General features: G+C 46.2%; 13 protein-coding genes and 1 riboswitch. Of the genes, 3 read left to right on the plus strand and 10 right to left on the minus strand.

Annotated features, from left to right (window positions below; translation table 11 throughout):
* Positions 1 to 206: 206 nt before the first annotated feature.
* The 10 genes from AWB54_RS09055 to AWB54_RS09100 form a co-directional block, all read right to left on the minus strand.
* Complete coding sequence (locus tag AWB54_RS09055) at positions 207 to 1,073, minus strand: ABC transporter substrate-binding protein (RefSeq protein ID WP_061214292.1); 867 nt, start codon at positions 1,071 to 1,073, stop codon at positions 207 to 209.
* A gap of 66 nt (positions 1,074 to 1,139) precedes the next feature.
* Complete coding sequence (locus AWB54_RS09060; protein WP_061214293.1) at positions 1,140 to 1,757, minus strand: class I SAM-dependent methyltransferase; 618 nt, start codon at positions 1,755 to 1,757, stop codon at positions 1,140 to 1,142.
* 77 nt (positions 1,758 to 1,834) lie between these two features.
* The gene (locus tag AWB54_RS09065) at positions 1,835 to 2,923 is read right to left on the minus strand and encodes an ABC transporter substrate-binding protein (protein ID WP_061214294.1); all 1,089 of its coding nucleotides are present in this window, start codon (positions 2,921 to 2,923) and stop codon (positions 1,835 to 1,837) included.
* Between the two features lie 262 nt (positions 2,924 to 3,185).
* A complete protein-coding gene (locus AWB54_RS09070) occupies positions 3,186 to 3,812 on the minus strand; it encodes a class I SAM-dependent methyltransferase (protein ID WP_061214295.1) in 627 nt (208 codons plus the stop codon).
* A 72-nt stretch (positions 3,813 to 3,884) separates the two neighbouring features.
* Positions 3,885 to 4,985, minus strand: coding sequence for an ABC transporter substrate-binding protein (locus AWB54_RS09075; RefSeq protein WP_061214296.1), 1,101 nt, complete (start codon positions 4,983 to 4,985; stop codon positions 3,885 to 3,887).
* Between the two features lie 101 nt (positions 4,986 to 5,086).
* Entirely contained in the window at positions 5,087 to 6,856 is a 1,770-nt protein-coding gene (locus AWB54_RS09080; protein WP_235811147.1) for a radical SAM protein, read from the minus strand.
* A 132-nt stretch (positions 6,857 to 6,988) separates the two neighbouring features.
* A complete protein-coding gene (locus AWB54_RS09085; protein WP_061214298.1) occupies positions 6,989 to 8,089 on the minus strand; it encodes an ABC transporter substrate-binding protein in 1,101 nt (366 codons plus the stop codon).
* A gap of 310 nt (positions 8,090 to 8,399) precedes the next feature.
* Positions 8,400 to 9,257: a DUF364 domain-containing protein gene (locus AWB54_RS09090; protein ID WP_061214299.1), complete on the minus strand. Its 858-nt coding sequence runs from the start codon at positions 9,255 to 9,257 to the stop codon at positions 8,400 to 8,402.
* Between the two features lie 95 nt (positions 9,258 to 9,352).
* Complete coding sequence (locus AWB54_RS09095) at positions 9,353 to 10,189, minus strand: ABC transporter ATP-binding protein (RefSeq protein ID WP_061214359.1); 837 nt, start codon at positions 10,187 to 10,189, stop codon at positions 9,353 to 9,355.
* A gap of 17 nt (positions 10,190 to 10,206) precedes the next feature.
* On the minus strand, positions 10,207 to 11,256 hold the full coding sequence (locus AWB54_RS09100; RefSeq protein WP_061214300.1) for a FecCD family ABC transporter permease: 1,050 nt from the start codon (positions 11,254 to 11,256) through the stop codon (positions 10,207 to 10,209).
* Positions 11,257 to 11,458: 202 nt separating this feature from the next.
* A riboswitch (molybdenum cofactor riboswitch) is annotated at positions 11,459 to 11,606 on the minus strand.
* A 417-nt stretch (positions 11,607 to 12,023) separates the two neighbouring features.
* On the opposite strand from AWB54_RS09100, the gene AWB54_RS09105 reads away from it, so the two are divergent.
* The 3 genes from AWB54_RS09105 to AWB54_RS09115 all read left to right on the plus strand — a co-directional run bounded on the left by AWB54_RS09105 (position 12,024) and on the right by AWB54_RS09115 (position 15,266).
* A complete protein-coding gene (locus AWB54_RS09105) occupies positions 12,024 to 12,353 on the plus strand; it encodes a metal-sensitive transcriptional regulator (protein WP_061214360.1) in 330 nt (109 codons plus the stop codon).
* 118 nt (positions 12,354 to 12,471) lie between these two features.
* Positions 12,472 to 12,681, plus strand: coding sequence for a heavy-metal-associated domain-containing protein (locus tag AWB54_RS09110; protein ID WP_061214301.1), 210 nt, complete (start codon positions 12,472 to 12,474; stop codon positions 12,679 to 12,681).
* 185 nt (positions 12,682 to 12,866) lie between these two features.
* On the plus strand, positions 12,867 to 15,266 hold the full coding sequence (locus AWB54_RS09115) for a heavy metal translocating P-type ATPase (RefSeq protein ID WP_061214302.1): 2,400 nt from the start codon (positions 12,867 to 12,869) through the stop codon (positions 15,264 to 15,266).
* Positions 15,267 to 15,409: the final 143 nt, after the last annotated feature.

A 15,409-nucleotide genomic window follows, 5' to 3' on the forward strand; every position in this document is an offset into this window, starting at 1 on the left:
TGGTTTCAACTAACATGAAAAGCATTCCCCCTCTGGTGTTGTTTGGTTGTGCTAACTTAATTATACTATAGGCGGGTATGCTTTTTATGTTTTTATCGGACTTTTCCCGGACTTTTTCAGTGGTTTCAGACGGTCCTTTTGACACCCTAACCCCTTACCCCTTACTTTTCTTACTAAAGTACCGATATGATGGGCTTAGTTATAAATTAAGCGGTCGCTTTTAAAAATTCATCCCAACCTTTCCATATTAAATGGAGCTCATCTTTTTGCAGCACGTCCGGTATTTCACCGGATATTGCCGGGATGAATCCCTGCAGAGTAAAAAACTCCTGTACTGCCGGGGATAAAATATAATCTACTATTTTCCTTACCAGCTCGCCTTTGCCTTTACCGACAGCAATAACCAGCGGCATGCAGAAGGAACCTTCCTTAATCCACATAATAGCGGTATTGTTTAAACGCGAGAACCTGGAAAAGGCAATATTGACCATTCCATAGTGGTATTCGCCCTGGTCGACGGCATTAACTACCTCAATCGGGCTGCCCTGAAAAACACAATTAGCCACAAATTTCTCGTAGCCATCAGGATAAAGTGTCTTCATGGTACCTACCAACACCCGGGAAATAGTTCTTTGGCGATCAGGTATTCTAATCTTACCGGAATAGACCGGGTCCTGAAAATCCTGCCAGCTAACCGGCCGCTTTTCTCCCACCAGCTCTTTGTTATAAATAACCCCAAAGGGAATAATAGTAAATGGATGAAAATAGGCATGTTCGTGTTTGAACCCTAACCTTTGCAGGCTTTCAGCCAGGGGTAAACCAGGAATTGTTTCAAAAGCGGCAGTGATCTCCGGCGCGGATAAACGGCCAAAATCGGTGGCATGCCCAATATATAAAGCCGGCGGCCCGCCTTCCCTGACACTGGATAATAAGCTGTCTTCACTGCCCAGGCGGTGCGGTTCATCATATACTTCAAATTCGTTGCCGGAATATTCCCTTTGGATGAATTCACTTATCAGCCCGGAAAACGCCCGGCTAATATTCATGGGACAATGTAATATAACCTTCTCCAATGCAAACCTCTCCTTTAGCTGTTCTAATCCATATGGCCCCTGGCTTGCTTGAGTTCCTGCTTTCTTTTATAGATGTTTATGTATTTCAATCCAACTTCCCTTATCTCCAGGGGCATCTGACATAACTCTAAAGCTGGAGATTCCTGCTTCTATGGCCAGGGCCTCCATTTCCTCCAGGGAAAGTCTTTTTCCTCCTTTTCTCTCCAGTGTGTTCTTGCGTTCCCCGCTTAAGCGTTTCCTCATCGTCCAGGGGACATAACGGCCCAGTCCCCCGCCAACCAGGGCGATTCCGCCTACTTTTAGGAGCCGGTAGACTTCCGCCAATCCCCGGGCCCTATCCTTCCAGAACCAGAGTGAGCCCCGGCTGATGATAAAATCAGCAAAGTTATCGGCCAGGGTAAGCCCCTGGCAAATATCAGCTTCTATGAAAAACACCTCATTATCGATATCAGCCTCGGCCACGCTACGCCGGGCAAAGCTCAGGGCCTCTGCCTCGATATCAATATAATAAATGTCCATACGGGTAATCTTGGCGATTTCGGTACCCACATAACCATTACCAGTTCCAATATCCAGGCAAATACCGCTGTCCAAAGCATAATCATCCACACATTGCTGGGCCAGCAGGGGATAAATGGGCAGCAAAGCGTTGTAGGAAGACTTACCCTCTGATGATTTCAGCATTTTTTTGTTTACCTCCTCAATAATTCAAGCATCGGAAGAAACTGCGGAGCAGTTTCAACACACTGCTGCAACGATTGCTACTTGCCCCCGGAGTCCTTTAGCAGAAAAGTTATATCCTCATCCGTAAGATCATAATGGTAAAACTTCTGGTAAAACTCCCGGGTTTCTTTAGCTATATCGTAAGCATATACCTCGGGATAAAGCAAATTCCCCAGCCATTTCAGACCCAGTATACGGTTTACCGAAGGCGGACGATCAAACCAGTTAAAGGGACCACTGGGCACCATATAGACTTTTTTATCCTGGGCGGCCTTTATATTCTGCCACTTGGTATCACTAAATATTTCTTTAAAACACTGTCCCCAACAAATAATCAAGTCGGGGTTCCATAACAATACTTGTTCATGGGAAACCTGGGTCATGCCGCGCTCACCTTTGGCAATCACATCAGCCACATTAACACCGCCCACCATATCCAAAACCTCGGTATGGCGGGAGCCACAAGGATCAGTCTCCAAACCGCTGGCACCCTCGGCATAATATACTCGCACCCGCTTATCCTCGGCAATATTTTTGCTTTTAGTTTGCACCTGCTTTACAGTTTCCCGGCAATAGCTGCCCAGTAATTCAGCCTGTTTTTCCATATTTAGAAGCTTGCCGGTAAAACCGTAAGTTTCATCCATTTTAGTAAGGTCGCCATTTACCATAACAACTGGGATGTTGACCTGTTTTTGAATATTGTCGGCTTGAGATTTGCTCATATCATTAATATCACCCATATAGAGAATCAAATCCGGCCCTATTTTCAACAATTCCTCGGTATTGCAGGTGGTCTTGGCCATCCAACCACCCAGGTTGGGCAGTTCATGGTACTGGGGAAGGATAAACTTTTTCTCCGCCTCTCCCAGGTAGTAGTTCCAGGCAATTAATAAGTCGGGATCCATGGTATAAAGCAAGATAGTCCCCGGCGGGTTGGTGGAAAACACCTTGTTGATTTGTTCGGGTACACTAACTTCCCTGCCCGCCATATCCACAATTGTACGCATACCGGGCTCTGCAGGTGCGGCTGTTTCCTGCGGTTTTTCTTTGTTGCAGCCGGCCAAACAAGAAGACAGCAGCAAAGCCAGTATGCTCAGAAAGATTATATAGCTTCGACTTCTTCTCAACTTTATTCCTCCTCTCCATGACACGGGGACGGGGTTGTTGACAACTTCGTCCTTCGGCATCTAAACCTATTTGCTTCTTAATCCCCCCTGACCGCAACCTTAATAGTAACACCCGCAGGGTGGGGGCTACGTCCACCGCCGAAACGTGAGTTAGTGGCACTTGTTTAAGCATCGGACAGTCAAAGAGTTTCAACACATCGCGGCATCGAGACGGGGAATTAGAACCCCCGCCTTCTTGGCGCCCAACCGTCCCCATAAAATACTAAGCAGTCTTCCTTGTGACAATCCACAGGCCAGCCTCACTCTGTAGTATTTCAAAAGAAGAAATACCGGCCTTCTTTAGTTCCTCCCGGTAGACCTCAACCTTTCCTTTACCGATACGTTGCTGCCTCTTTTCCTTCCATTCCGAATCCTTTTCCAGCATTTTTGCTTCTATTTCCCGCAATAACTCCACATTACCAAAACCACCGCCAATCATAGCAGCTCCACCCACGGCCAGTACCCGATAAATCTCCTGGTAAGCCCGGACCCGGTTTTCCCAAAAAAACATAGAGCCCCGGCTCACTACCAGGTTGACACTTTCGTTCGCCAGGGGGATCTCATGTACATCCCCCAGTAATGTTTTAACCCTGCTTTCCAGTCTGCTTTGGCCAATATAATCCTGAGCCAGGTTCAGCATATCCTGGGATTCATCAAACAATATTGTTTCCAATTCCGAAATCCGGGCCAGAGCCAGTCCCAGGTACCCGCCCCCACAGCCAATATCCAAACAGCAGCCCTCGCTTATTCCCATCCGGTTTATAATCTGTTCAGCCAGCACCGGATAAACCGGCGCAAATACTTCTCTGGCCATTCGGTCAAATTCAAGAGCGTTGATTTCCACTTTCATTTTCCCCTCACTTAAATATATATTAATATTAATTTCCTGAACGTCTCCTGTGCAAAGAATTCTCTCAGCTCATTACTTGCCACCTGAATCCTTCAGCAGAGAAGTCAAGTCTTCATCAGTCAGATTATAATGGTAGAATGTTTTATAAAATTCCCGGGTTTCTTCAGCCATATCATATTTATATACATCGGGGTAAAGTAAATTACCCAGCCATTTTAAACCCAACACCTGGTTCACTGATGGAGGTCTTTCAAACCAGTTGAAGGGACCACTCGGTACAGCATAAACTTTCCCGTTTTTTACCGCCGAGATGCTTTCCCATTTGGAATCACTCAACATCTTTTCATAATAACCACCCTGACCCATATTCCAGCTCAGAATCACATCGGGATTCCAGGAAAGAAGCTGTTCCAACGAAACCGGGGTTAAACCCTTGCCACCTTTCATAGCAACATCAGCCACATTTACTCCTCCCACCATATCAAGAACCCGAGTATGGGCAGAGCCCTTTGGTTCCGTTTGTAACCCGGCAGGTCCTTCAGCATAATATACCTTCAGACGCTGCTCTTCCGTAATGCTTTGAGCCTTGCTTTGAACATCCTTAACGCTCTCGCAGCAGTAAGCCCCTAATTTATTGGCCTGCTCCTTCAGATTCAAAATATCCCCGGCCAATTCGTAAGACTTATCCAATTTATTCAGATCACTGCTTAAAATAACCACCGGTATATCTAATTGCTGTTGGATTGAATCTGCCTGAGAAATTGCCATCTGGTCAGTATTACCTACGGCAAGGATAATATCCGGATGAATTTTCAATAATTCTTCAGTATTGCAGGTTGTCTTTGCATACCATCCACCTAAATGAGGCAGGTTCTGATATTTTAAGGGTAAATATTTACTTTCGCCCTGACGCAGTTCATTATTCCACCCAATAAGCAATTCCGGCTCCAGGGTATAAATAAAAACTACACCTACCGGGCTGGTTGGAAAGGCTTTTTCTATCTTGGCAGGTATCTCAACTTCCCGCCCCGCCATATCAACTACTGTACGTATTCCAGACTCCTTTGATGCGGTTGTCTCACTCGGCTTCTCATTACCGCAGCCAGCCAGACAACAGGACAGCAGTAGAGCCAGTATAGTCAGTAAGGCTATAAAACTTCGGTTTCTTTTCAACTTTATTCCCCCTCTTCATGATTCAGGGGATTCTCCCCTGACTCGCTTACTATAGAAATCAAGCTCTTTTAAAAACGCCGGTTGGCAAATATCCCGGATAATTATTTCCAGCTCCAGTGCATTGTTGGCTTGCTAAAAGAGCGATTAATGACGGCGGGATTATAGTCGCTCCGGTAAAATTCTTGGTAGAAGCGCCGGCTTTCCTCCTCTATATCGAAATGGTAAATCTCCGGGTGCAGGAGATTGGCCATATTCATAAGTCCCAATATCCAACGGGGATTACCAAAATCCCAGCCAGGAGAAGGATGCAAGAAAACTCTGCTATCCCGAACCGCAGGTATATCGATGGCATTCTCTGCACAGGACTGGAAAAAGCTCTTCACCGGCGCAGATATGAAGGCGGAAATAAAAACTACCTCAGGATTAAGCGCCATAAGCTCAGCCGGAGTAAGGGTTTCCCCGGGGCGTCCATCGATATCAATTTCCTTATTGACGCTGTACCCTCCGGCTAATTCCACCATCTGGTTTTCAAAACGTTCTCCTTTTATACAAAACAATGGCTTACCCATACAATAATAAACGCGTGGCAGCCGTTTTATACGGGGATACCCCGCTTCGATAAGGGCTATTTTTTCTTCTATATAGCCAGCCAGGGCTTCTGCCTGCAGGCTGCGTCCAACCATCTGCCCATAACGACGCAAGAGTACCAGGTAGGATTGTGGATTTTGCATCTGGTGATGCAGTTCCGGCAAGTGCTGTTCCTTAAGCACCTCTTCCCAGACCTTTACCACCTCCTGTTTATTCTCAACCCCCAGGGCAATGAGAATAGCTTGAATCATCTCCAGGGCGCGGGTGAAAGGGTAGCCGCCCTGAAAACCTCCTTCCTGGTATGGGTCAGCAGGAGCACCGTTGCTTATAGGCGAAAGCTGTCCACAATGAGGGCATACTCCGGCAGCTTCGTGAATTTCTTTTAGATTTTTCAATTTGGCTCCCATAGGACCATAAAAATCGCGGCGATACAGGGTAGAATTACACTGAGGACAGGGAGTATCCAGGTAACGGGTGCCAGGTGAATTAAAGAGGTAAACATGGGGAAGTTGCTGCTTTACTTCCGGCATGAATTCCTCCGCTTCCTGAATAGAAATCTCCCGCTCGGGGTCGGCGTCCTCGAAGGGGATAAAGCGCATCAACTGCAGGGGAATATCTGTTGAAATGCCGGCAATTATTCGGGCCAACTGCAGCAGTTCCTCCTGGTTGTCGCGCTCCAGTATACAGGACACTTCCACATGAACCCCGTTATCATGAAGGGTATTCAGGTTGCGTAAAACCGGTGCGGCGCTGCTTCCGCCGCAACGCCGGTAACTCTCATCGCTGAGACCTTTACTGCCAATATTGATAAAATCCAGATAAGGAATGATACTGGATAAAGACTGTTCACTAAAATAACTGTTGGAGGAGCAGCCGACCAGCAGACCAGCCTCTTTAGCCGTCCGGGCCAGGCGGCTAAAGGTAAAAAAGGAAGCCAGGGGATCATTTATCAGAAATGCAATCCCCAGGCATTCCTGTTTTCGGGCCAAAGCAACCACTTCATCCGGCTGCAGGCAGCGCAGGGCCTGGCTGCCTGCTTCCAACTCTTTTACTATTACTGTGGAGATACACCCGGAACAGCTGAAATTACAGCCGGCGGTACTGACCTGCAAAAACTTGCTGCCTGGGTAATAATGCAACATAGGCATAGTCTCAATAGAAATCGGGGTGGTTATCAGGTAGCGGTTGGGGTAACGTTCTACTATTTCATTTCCCTGATTGAGATAAAGGCCGCAAGCTCCACTCTTACCCTCAGGGATCTTACAAAACCTCTCGCAAATCATACACTTCACTTAAACAGTCCTCCTCATGATAATCCACCAATCAACTTCATGTTGTAGAAATTTCAGATACACTTTTATATCTCCTCGTTCAAAGCTTAATTGTAAAACTCTCCGGATATAACCCTGTAGTACTTACTTGCCTCCTGCATCCTTAAGCAGGGAAGTCAACTCTTCATTCGTCAGGTCATAATGGTAGAATTTTTTATAAAATTCTTTTGTTTCTTTTGCCATATCATATTTATATATATCGGGGTAAAGCAGGTTGCCCAGCCATTTAATGCCCAGTATGCGATTGGCCGAAGGAGGACGGTCAAACCAATTAAAAGGACCACTGGGTACCGCATAGACTTTTTTGTTCTGAACCGCAGCAATGCCCTCCCATTTGGGATCAGTCATTATTTTGTCAAAATAACCACCTTGAGTCCTGTTCCAGCTGATAATCACATCAGGGTTCCAGGAAAGAACCTGTTCCAATGAAACCGGGGTCATGCCCATGCCGCCTTTCATGGCCACCTCAGCCACATTTACTCCCCCTACCTTTTCCAGAACTTCCGTATGCCGTGACATCCTGGGGTCAGTTTCCAGCCCGGCGGCACCTTCAGCATAGTACACTTTCAAGCGTTCTTCCGGGGCTATGGTTTTTGATTTGTTTTGAGCATCACTTATTGCTTTCTGGCAGTAAGCTGCCAGTACCTGGGCTTTTTCCTCCCTATTCAACAACTTACCGGCAAACTCGTAAGTCTTATCGAAATTCGCCAGCTCGCCATTAATAAGGATAACTGGAATACCGATCTGCTCCTGTATCTCGTTGGCCTGGGAAATCGCCATGTCGTCTATTACACCTACGGATATAATAATATCGGGATGAATTTTTAACAGTTCTTCGGTATTGCAGGTAGCCTTGGCATACCAACCCCCTAAATTAGGCAAGTTGTGCAATTCAGGCAATATATATTCTTTCTCACCTTCGCGCAGTTCATAGTTCCAGCCAATCAATAATTCCGGATCCAGGGTATACAATAGAATGGTTCCTACCGGGCTGGTAGAGAAGACCTTCTTTATTTCAGTTGGTATGGTGTGCTCCCGTTGTGCATCATCAACAATAGTACGTACAGTGGGCTCGGTTGGCGGGGTTGTTTCCGGCGCCTTCTCTTTGCTGCAACCAACCAGACAACAGCTAAGTACCAGTGCTAATATGGTCAGTAATACCACGATATTTCTTGTTCTTTTCAAATTTATTCCTCCCTTTCACTTGCTTTTAGAAAACTGATTGTTGGCAACAACTGATTTCATGCCGAAGCATAGTTAATCTCCGTTCCCCTGACAATGTGATTAACTCCCGCTCCAGCATTTGATAATACTCGGAATTCTTTGTTTCACCTCCACTCCTCTTATTTGGCTAAAAACTTGTTCAAGGTTTTACTACAAAGGCTTTATTTAAAAACCTGGCTCAGTCAAATGCGAATGCCTTCATCATAATGTCCTCAATAAAAATATACTTTGGATTTTGTGTGGGAAATCCAGTCCATAATATGGATGAACTTTAATTGTCTTTTCGGGGATACAGGGTTATCTTATCCGCACAACGGCTGTAAAAGTGATAACCAGCCCCGGCTTCACCCAAAATGTCCAGGAGTTGGTCGGCGTCAGTTACCAGAACAGCTCCTATAGAACTAACGCCCCGGGCAAACAAAGGCCCGGGCAATATACTGGCTGATGGCCCCACCACTATGAATTGAGCATCCGGGCGGGCAGTGATAAGGAGTTCTTCAAGACTATCGTTAATCAAAGTGGTTCCGGTGCTGACAATTATATCCGCCCAGGGCAATACCTCCGCTGCCTTTTCCGGGGGGCAGAAATAAGGTATTTCTTCGGGTTTCAAGGTAGAGATATCCATCTCCAGAACACGGTAGGGAACCTTCCCGGTTTTTAACTTTTTCAGCAGGGGACCCAGGGCCCCGACTACAGCGACATTTTTATCTTGGGAAAAAACCATATCCAAAGGGTCCGTGTTTCGTTTGATTACATAATCCTGAGGTGGGTTATTAACCCAGGAAGTAGCAGATAGGGCACTTAAAATGGCTATAGCCAGGGCTTTTTTAAGTGCTGTATCTCCTTCTCGAATGGCTTCCTCTGCTATTTCCAAAGCTCGACGACCTTTTAGCATGCCAGCGCGGGGCATGCGTCCGGTAGAACTGGAACAACAAACGGCATCGGGCATCACCTTAACCGGGGTAGCGCAAATTCCTCCCTGGCCGTTGCTCAGTTTTACTCCGGTAAAAAAGACGCCAATAACCACCCGTTCAATGGTCAATTCGTTTATCGATTCCCCCAATAATACTTTTAACTGCTCCAACACCTCCTCCAAAATAGATTCCTGCCGCTTAACGATCACATTCATTTGCTTCTACCTTTCTAAAAGTGATTCCATCGCAAAAGTTAACATACTCCAACGGTAGTTCTCTAAATTTTTTCCAGATAAGTTCATTGGCTGCTTCAAGCGAAAGCATATTCTTTTCTCCTATCCATTGATTGCATGGGTTGTAACGCGAAGTTCCTGGAGGGGATACAAACCCGCAATTCCTGGTTCATGCGATTTTTAACACTTACTATATCCACATCTACCCCGTATAGTGTTTTTAATCTCTCCGCAGTTATGGTTTCACCCGGGGTTCCACTATGCAGGATTTTTCCTTCATTCAATAGCACCGCCCGGTTGGAATAGATGAAAGCATGCTCAGGAAAATGGCAGGACATTAAAACTGCTATATTCATTCCCGCCAGTTGCTTAACATGGCTCAAGACCTTGATTTGATTACCAAAATCCAGGCTGGCAGTGGGCTCATCCATAATGAGTATCCTGGGCTCCTGCGCCAGAGCCCGGGCAATCAGAACCAACTGCCTCTCCCCGCCGCTTATCTCCGTGTAAACCCGGTCACGCAGGTAGGAGATATTCAACATATCCAAAGCCTGTTCAGCGATTTTTACATCCTGGGGAGAGGGTGAAGAAAAGGGCTTGATATGGGCTGTCCGTCCCATCAAAACCACATCCAACACCTCAAAAGGAAAGGGCGGGGTATGCATCTGTGGAATATAGCCAATTACCCTGGCAATCTGGGCAGAAGTCCAATTCCTGATATTTTTCCCGTCTAATAATACCTCCCCTCCTTGAACTGGTAAAAGACCCAGTATGGTTTTTATTAGAGTAGTTTTACCGCAACCATTGGCCCCTAAAAGGCCAACTACTTCCCCCACCTTAAGTTTGAGAGAAATGCCATCAACCACTCTCCTTTGCCCATATCCACAACTCAGGTTCCTAAATTCCATTTCCATTCCCATACCCCCAAAACTTATTTCCATCCCCATTTACTGTTCAATAGCAGATATAGAAAGAACGGTACCCCTATAAGTGCCGTCAATATCCCCAGCGGGATCTCCATGCTGGCCAGCAGGCGGGCCAGGTCATCAACCAGCAATAAATAGCCACCACCCAGCAAAATAGATGCCGGCAGCAATACCCGGTAGTTGGGGCCGACAATCATTCGCGCCAAATGCGGTATTACCAGACCTACCCAACCTATCATGCCGCTGATGGATACTGATGCTGCTGTCATCAAAGTACAGCAGACAATAACTATGGTTTTCATTACACCGGTATTAATGCCCAATACCCGAGCCTCTTCCTCCCCCATAGCCAGAACATTGAGGCGCCAGCGCAAAAGATAAAGCAAAATACAGCCGAACAGTATTGGAGTTAATGCCATATATACATCCCGTGTGGTAATTGAAGCCAAACTTCCCATAAGCCAAAAGGTTATAGCCGGAAGCTTGTCGTAAGGGTCGGCAATATATTTAATACAGGAAATAGCGGCACTGAACAATGAACCAATCATAATACCCGATAGTACCAAAGCCAACATAGGGTCATGCCGAATCCGCAGGCTAATCCCGTAGGTTAAACCAACTGCCAGTAAGCCACCCACAAATGCCATCATTTGAATTCCCAGCATACTAAACGAGAAATATATGGCCAGAGCAGCCCCGAAACCGGCACCGGCTGAAGCTCCCAGTATATCCGGTGAAACCAGGGGGTTTTTAAACATTCCCTGGTAAGCCGCTCCGGCAGTAGATAAGGCCGCACCCACCAATATGGCAGCAAAAATACGAGGCAAGCGCACTTGAAATATTACCGTCTCCACAGTAGCATTCCAGTGAGCCTCTATAGGAAATACCCGCGAGGCCAATACCTCCAATAACTGTCCCGGGGGTACCGGATATCGCCCCAGAGCAAAGGAAAGGATGAAAATGAGTATGAGCGTAGATAATAAAATAAGGATTTTCCAGCCAGCATCTCTTTTTGTTTTTACTTCTGCAATTCTTTCTTTGATAACTGTCTTCACCGCTAGTACCCTTCCAATAACGTATATCTTTTTATGGCCCATCCCAAATCAAATTCGCATATTACTGTTTAAAATGATGGAAGTTAAAACCAGCATCGAAAGTTGATGCTGGTTTTTTCGCTATGTATATTAAGGTAAGAACCTAATCTCAATATATCGTTCAATACCTTAATGATAGTAGCAAATAATTGCTAACCCTTTAGCAGGATATACCATATCTTCTTTCCAAATACGGGAGGTACAGCCGTTTGCAGCTATCCCCCGGGGAGCAATCAAAAGGAAAAGCTCCTTTCGGCCAATTATCGAAGGCTTCAGGCTATAGGATAAAAGGCTCAAAAATATTATTATTTTTTTGATATAGATAAAACTCTCCTCTATCAACAAGCAAGATTTTGGCAGCAAAATTACTATAGTTATTTTTAGTTTTACATAGTTCGTTTACCATCCTATTTGTTCTATGTTTATATTTATTCTTGTTTGTTGATGTTGATATTTGTTTAATTCTATAAAAGTTTAAACGTTCCTGCCGAATAACAAAAATTCCTTATGATCAAAACTGCACAATTAGGAAAGTTATATTGGCAATCAATGCCTGGTACTAGAATCAACTCTTGGAATCAAATCTGAAGATACTATGGTTTTAGTTCGGAAACCCCGGATTATGCCGGTATCAAAATATAATAGCCGTCTTTCCACTAAAATTTTGCAATATTTACTTGCATAGTATAGGGGGGTATACTATATTATTAATGGATGGAGGTTATGATATGGAAAATGAAAGCAAGAATAGCTGTGCTAATTGCATAAAAACCAACAATAAAAACCGCTCCTGGAGTGACGAGAATGCCGTTAAAGAGCTCACGGTTCGTCTTAATCGCATCGAAGGGCAGGTACGGGGAATCAAGCGAATGATTGAAGAAGGTGTTTACTGTGACGACGTGTTGAATCAAATCACTTCAGCCCAGTCGGCTCTTTATGGGGTTGCCCGGCTGCTTTTGCAGAAGCATATGAAATCATGCGTCAAGGAGCAACTGGCATCAGGCGATGAGCAGGTTATCGATGAGGTTCTGGCAACTATTTTTAGAATGATGCGGTGATTTTAGTGAGCCGGCATTGGCAATAATTTAAGCATCAGAAGAAACTGCGGAGCAGTTTCAACACACCGCTGCAACGAGGTGAGGAATTCGGTAAAACATCCGGGAGGAGGTGAGATTTATGGAAGAGGTCATTCTAAATGTAGAAGGAATGAGCTGCAATCATTGCAAAATGGCGGTGGAAAAGTCATTGCAAAGCCTTTTCGGAGTAAAGAAGGCGGATGTTGATTTGGCCGCAAAAACAGTTAGAGTTGCTTATGAAACGGGAAAGCTAACTCTTAAAGATTTTGAAAAAGCTGTGGCTGAGGCCGGCTTCGAATTGCTTAAATAGACCGGCATTGTAATGGGAAAGTTAACCTTGCTGCTTGCGCGGGGCATTGCATGAGGATATCCTCGCATGTTACCTGTATTGATTCCCTGGGCTCCGGGTTACAAAAACAATGATGAAAAGTGAGTTTGCCTGGCATTAATAACATAAGTGCCTGGCACCATTCAGCTTTAAAGGAGATATTGGCCATGGAGGAGATAAAAAGCACCATTAGAATAGGCGGCATGTCCTGTGCCGCCTGCTCGGCACGGGTAGAGAAGAAATTGAACAACCTGCCGGGAGTGAAAAAGGCCCAGGTTAACCTGCTCAGCAATAAGGCCACAACCTTTTATGATCCGGGGATAATCAAGCTATCCGACCTGGAAGAAGCCATACGTCAGATTGGTTATGAAGTGCTGCCCGAGGAGGACGGCAATTATATCAACGCCACTTTGGCTATTGAGGGCATGTCCTGCGCCGCCTGCTCGGCGCGTATTGATAAAAAGCTGAACAGCACCCCGGGAGTGGTAAATGCCAGTGTTAACCTCCTTACCAACCTGGCTAAGGTAAAATATGACCCCCAGTTAATTAGCATTGATGAAGTTGAAAAAGTGGTCGATAAGCTAGGATATCCGACCCACTGGATAGAGCAGAGGGAGCATCCGCTCGATAGCCCGGACAAAAATACGGAAATCAAAAATCTGAAATTATTGCTGGTAGCTTCTGCTGTTCTGGCCTTTCCTCTAATACTTAACATGCTGTTGATGATCTTCGATATTCAGGTAACTCTTTTGCATAATCCCTACTGGCAACTGGCTCTGGCCACACCGGTTCAATTTATTATCGGCTACCGTTTTTACCGGAGCGCATTTTTGGCCCTGCGCTCCGGAGGCAGTAATATGGATGTGCTGGTGGTCTTGGGCACTACCGCAGCCTATTTTTATAGTTTGTACAATATTTACCAGGGCGAGATGCATAATATATATTTTGAGGCTTCGGCAACTATTATAACCCTGATACTATTAGGCAAATACCTGGAGGAGCGGGCCAAAAATAAAACTTCCGAGGCCATCCGGGTTCTGGGCAGCTTGCAGCCTCGTTCCGCCCGGGTAGTACGGCAGGGAGAAGAAATGGATCTCCCCATAGAAGAGGTTAGAACCGGCGATCTGGTGGTTATTCGTCCCGGAGAGCGGATTCCTGTAGACGGAATCGTGGAGGAAGGCCATTCAGCAGTTGACGAATCCATGCTGACCGGGGAAAGCCTGCCGGTGGAGAAAAGGCCGGGTGATCCGGTGGTGGGTGCCAGTATCAATAAGAACGGCAGCCTGAAATTTGTAGTTACCCGCACCGGCCAGGACACCACCCTGGCTCAGATTATACGGATTGTGGAGGAAGCTCAGGGTTCCAAAGCCCCGGTGCAGAAGATAGCCGATCAGGTTTCCGGCATTTTTGTTCCTGCGGTTATAGGAATAGCCCTGCTTACATTTATTCTGCAATACTGGTACAACGCTAATATCAGTATTGCTGTTACCACAGCAGTGGCAGTTCTGGTAATAGCCTGTCCCTGTGCCCTGGGGCTGGCCACCCCCACTGCTATAATGGTGGGAACGGGAAAAGGCGCGGAAAACGGCCTATTAATCAAAGGCGGTGAATTCCTGGAATTGCTGCATAAAGTGGATGTAGTAGTCCTGGACAAAACCGGCACCATAACCCGGGGAAAGCCTGCTCTTACCGATATTATAAGCCTGGATGGCTATGTAGAAAGTGAAATACTGCACTGGGCGGGAATCCTCGAAAAACATTCCGAGCACCCCCTGGGCGAAGCTATTTATGCTTCGGCCCGTGAACAATACGGGGATTTGCCTGATCCCGAGGATTTTAAAAACTATCCCGGTCAAGGTGTGACGGGAAAAAGCACCAACCTGGCTTTAGCCATAGGCAACCGCAGTTTTATGCACAGCCGGGCTATCGATACTACCGAGGCCGAACAGCAGGCCAGGCAGCTGGAGGAAGCAGGCAAAACCGCAATGTACCTGGCTATAGACGGCAAGCTGGCCGGATTGCTGGCAGTGGCCGATACGATTAAAGAAAACGCACTTTTGGCTATTCAGGAACTTAAGGATATGGGCCTTGAAGCATATATGATCAGCGGAGACAACCAGCATACGGCACAGGCTATCGCCCGGCAGGTGGGAATCGAAACAGTGCTGGCCGAAGTATTGCCGGAGAGGAAGGCTGAGGAAATCGAGAAAATAAGGCAAAGTGGTAAAATAGCAGCTATGGTGGGCGATGGGATTAACGATGCCCCGGCTCTGGCCACTGCCGATATCGGCATAGCCATTGGCAGCGGGACTGATGTGGCTATGGAAACGGCCGGCATTGTTTTAATGAGCGGTGACCTCAGCGGGATTTCCGCGGCCATTAAATTATCCCGGCAGACCATGCGTATAATCAAGCAGAATCTATTCTGGGCCTTTTTCTATAACAGCATCGGTATACCTTTTGCGGCTCTGGGCTTTTTATCTCCGGTCATAGCAGGGGCAGCCATGGCCTTCAGCTCCGTATCAGTGGTAAGCAATTCCCTGCGCTTAAGACGCTTTGAACCGTAAACGGGATGTTTCTCTGAAACCTTAAGTTTCGCACCCCACATAATGCTGATTCCCAGAATACTTAAATCAACCCTTGGCCTGGTTCCGGTGAGAGATGGAAAACCCGTTTGAATATAACATTAAAGAGCCAGGGTAACACGATC

This window comes from Syntrophomonas wolfei subsp. methylbutyratica, assembly GCF_001570625.1.
GTDB classification, from domain to species: Bacteria; Bacillota; Syntrophomonadia; order Syntrophomonadales; family Syntrophomonadaceae; genus Syntrophomonas; species Syntrophomonas methylbutyratica.

Coding starts and splice junctions, on each gene's coding strand:
- AWB54_RS09070 (WP_061214295.1), bottom strand. CDS start 3,812: ATGAAAGTGGAAATCAACGCTCTTGAATTTGACCGAATGGCCAGAGAA.
- AWB54_RS09080 (WP_235811147.1), bottom strand. CDS start 6,856: ATGATTTGCGAGAGGTTTTGTAAGATCCCTGAGGGTAAGAGTGGAGCT.
- AWB54_RS09105 (WP_061214360.1), top strand. CDS start 12,024: ATGGAAAATGAAAGCAAGAATAGCTGTGCTAATTGCATAAAAACCAAC.
- AWB54_RS09090 (WP_061214299.1), bottom strand. CDS start 9,257: ATGAATGTGATCGTTAAGCGGCAGGAATCTATTTTGGAGGAGGTGTTG.
- AWB54_RS09110 (WP_061214301.1), top strand. CDS start 12,472: ATGGAAGAGGTCATTCTAAATGTAGAAGGAATGAGCTGCAATCATTGC.
- AWB54_RS09115 (WP_061214302.1), top strand. CDS start 12,867: ATGGAGGAGATAAAAAGCACCATTAGAATAGGCGGCATGTCCTGTGCC.
- AWB54_RS09060 (WP_061214293.1), bottom strand. CDS start 1,757: ATGCTGAAATCATCAGAGGGTAAGTCTTCCTACAACGCTTTGCTGCCC.
- AWB54_RS09095 (WP_061214359.1), bottom strand. CDS start 10,189: ATGGAAATGGAATTTAGGAACCTGAGTTGTGGATATGGGCAAAGGAGA.